Origin of the sequence: Streptomyces sp. NPDC059456, assembly GCF_042750055.1 — a bacterium.
In the GTDB taxonomy this organism is placed as follows: Bacteria; Actinomycetota; Actinomycetes; order Streptomycetales; family Streptomycetaceae; genus Streptomyces.
Genome location: NZ_JBHYVA010000914.1, coordinates 1 through 2,710, shown reverse-complemented (window position 1 = coordinate 2,710; position 2,710 = coordinate 1). Strand labels below are relative to the sequence as shown.

Here is a 2,710-nt window from a genome sequence, read left to right as displayed (position 1 = left end):
ACCCCCCCCCGGTCACCGCCCGCGGGGCGGCCTCCCGGGGCGGACCGCAGACCGGCGAGCCCGTCGGCGCCGACGCCACCCGGATCTCCGCGAGCGAGTCCGAGATCCCCCTGCCGCACCGCGACGGCGGCCCGCTGCGCGCCTACGACAACACCGGCAACACCGCCCACACCACCGGCGAGCCCGGCTTCGCCCCCGGCAGCGCCGGCCCCGACGGCCCGGACGTCTCCGTCGAAGTGATCAGCGCCGGGCAGCCCGCCGCCCCCGACCGGGCCGGGAACCCCGGCCGGCTCTCCGTCGCCGCCTCCTCGCACGGGGGCACCACCATGCTCACGCTCACCGCGTCCGGCGGCGCCCCGGTCGACTGGCAGCTCTGGTCCGACGCGCCCTGGCTGCGCGCGAGCCGCACCGCGGGCACGCTGACCCCGGGCGAAACCGTCACCGTGTGGATCACCGTCGACACCGGAGCGCAGCCCGTCGGCGCCTGGTCCGCGCGGGTCGGCGTGGACCCCGGCGGCGCGGTCGTCTCCATCCAGGGCCGCGGCCGCCCGGCCCCCACCCCGCCGGAACCCGAACACCCGACGCCTACGCCGACCCCCACGCCCACCCCGACGCCGACCCCCACGCCGACGGACACCCCCACGCCGACCCCGACGCCGACCGCATCAGGAGGAACGGTTTCCCCACCGGCGGACCCGAGCCCGCCGGCGCCGGGGTCGCCCTAGCCAGGGCGCCTGCGAGGTCCTACGGGAGCGGATCGGCGGGATGCGGGGCCATCGGCAGCAGCGAGGACAGTCGCGCCTCGCACAGCTTCACGAGGGCCTCGTACCCCTCCTTGCCCATCAGCTCGGTCAGCTCGGCGCGGTACGACACGTACACCGGGTCGCCGGCGCCGTGCGCGGACGTCGCCGACGTGCACCACCAGTGCAGGTCGTGCCCGCCCGGACCCCAGCCGCGCCGGTCGTACTCGCCGATCGACACCTGGAGCACCCGCGTGTCGTCGGGCCGGTCGATCCACTCGTACGTCCGGCGGATCGGCAGCTGCCAGCACACGTCCGGCTTCGTCTCCAGCGGCTCGCGCCCCTCGCGCATCGCCAGGATGTGCAGGGAACAGCCCGCCCCGGCGGGGAACCCCGGCCGGTTCAGGAAGATGCACGCGCCGTCCCAGCGGCGCGTCTGCTTCTCCCCGTCGTCGTCGTGCTGCGTCCACCCGGACTCGCTGCCGACGTCGTGGAACTGCCACAGCTCCGGCGTCAGCCGCGCCACGTGCCCCGCGACCCGCTTCTCGTCGTCCTCGTCGGAGAAGTGCGCACCGAGCGTGCAGCAGCCGTCGGAGGCCCGACCGGCCTGGATGCCCTGGCAGCCGCTGCCGAAGATGCAGGTCCAGCGGGAGGTCAGCCAGGTCAGGTCGCAGCGGAAGACCTGCTCGGCATCGGCGGGGTCCGGGAACTCCACCCAGGCCCGGGCGAAGTCGAGCCCCTTCTCGTCACCGACGACCGGCGCCCCGGCCCGGGCGGCCTTGGGCTTCCCGGCCGTCTTGGGCTTGCCGGTCTTGCCGGTCTTGTCAGCCTTTTCGGCCTTGCCGGCCTTCTCCGCCGGGTCGGTCGCCTTGGTGGTCCTGGACTTGTTGGCCTTCTTCGTATTTGGCACAAACCCAAGCCTAAGGGCCCCTTACTCCACCCATACTCCAGCCGCACAGTAGCGTTTCCTCCCATGAGACTCGGTGTCCTTGATGTGGGTTCCAACACGGTCCACCTGCTGGTGGTGGACGCGCACCCCGGCGCGCGCCCGCAGCCGGCGCACTCGCACAAGGTGGAACTGCGGCTGGCGGAGCTCCTCGACGAGCGCGGAGCGGTCACCCCCGAGGGCATAGAGCGCCTCATCTCGGTGATCGGCGAGGCCGCACAAGCCGCCGAGGACAAGGGCTGCGAAGACGTGCTGCCCTTCGCGACCAGCGCCGTGCGCGAAGCCCCGAACGCGGACGAGGTCCTGGCGCGGGTCAAACTCGAAACCGGCGTCGACCTGCCCATCCTGAGCGGCGAGGACGAGGCGCGGCTGACCTTCCTCGCCGCCCGCCGCTGGTTCGGCTGGTCCGCGGGCAAGCTGCTCGTCCTCGACATCGGCGGCGGCTCGCTGGAGATCGCGTACGGCATCGACGAGGACCCCGACGCGGCGGTCTCGCTGCCGCTGGGCGCCGGCCGCCTCACCTCGGGCTGGCTGCCCGGCGACCCGCCGGACGCGTCGGACGTACGGGCCCTGCGCCGGCACGCACGGGCCCAGATCGCCCGCACGGTCGGCGAGTTCAGCCGCTTCGGGGCCCCGGACCACGTGGTGGCCACGTCCAAGACCTTCCGGCAGCTGGCCCGCATCGCGGGCGCGGCCCGCTCGGCCGACGGCCTGTACGTCCAGCGGGACCTGACCCGCAAGTCCCTGGAGGAGTGGGTCCCGCGCCTCGCGGCGATGACCACCGCCCAGCGGGCCGCCCTCCCGGGCGTCTCGGAGGGCCGCGCGGCCCAGCTCCTGGCCGGAGCACTGGTCGCCGAAGGCGCGATGGACCTCTTCGGCGTGGACGAACTCGAAATCTGCCCCTGGGCCCTCCGCGAGGGCGTCATCCTCCGCCGACTGGACCACTTGCCGTCCTGACACCCCGATACGAGCCCCCCGGGCCGAGCCGGGCCGCCGGTACGAGCCCTGCGGCGCGGGCCGGCCC

Annotated in this window: 2 protein-coding genes and 1 pseudogene; 2 read left to right on the top strand and 1 reads right to left on the bottom strand. The window is 74.5% G+C overall.

What is annotated here, in order from left to right:
• A pseudogene (locus ACFXA3_RS40470) lies at nt 1-725 on the top strand (hypothetical protein); the annotation flags it as partial.
• Nucleotides 726-744: 19 nt separating this feature from the next.
• On the opposite strand, the gene ACFXA3_RS40465 reads toward ACFXA3_RS40470, so the two are convergent.
• On the bottom strand, nt 745-1,650 hold the full coding sequence (locus ACFXA3_RS40465) for a hypothetical protein (RefSeq protein ID WP_385196127.1): 906 nt from the start codon (nt 1,648-1,650) through the stop codon (nt 745-747).
• Nucleotides 1,651-1,713: 63 nt separating this feature from the next.
• On the opposite strand from ACFXA3_RS40465, the gene ACFXA3_RS40460 reads away from it, so the two are divergent.
• Complete coding sequence (locus ACFXA3_RS40460) at nt 1,714-2,643, top strand: Ppx/GppA family phosphatase (protein WP_385196125.1); 930 nt, start codon at nt 1,714-1,716, stop codon at nt 2,641-2,643.
• Nucleotides 2,644-2,710 lie beyond the last annotated feature (67 nt).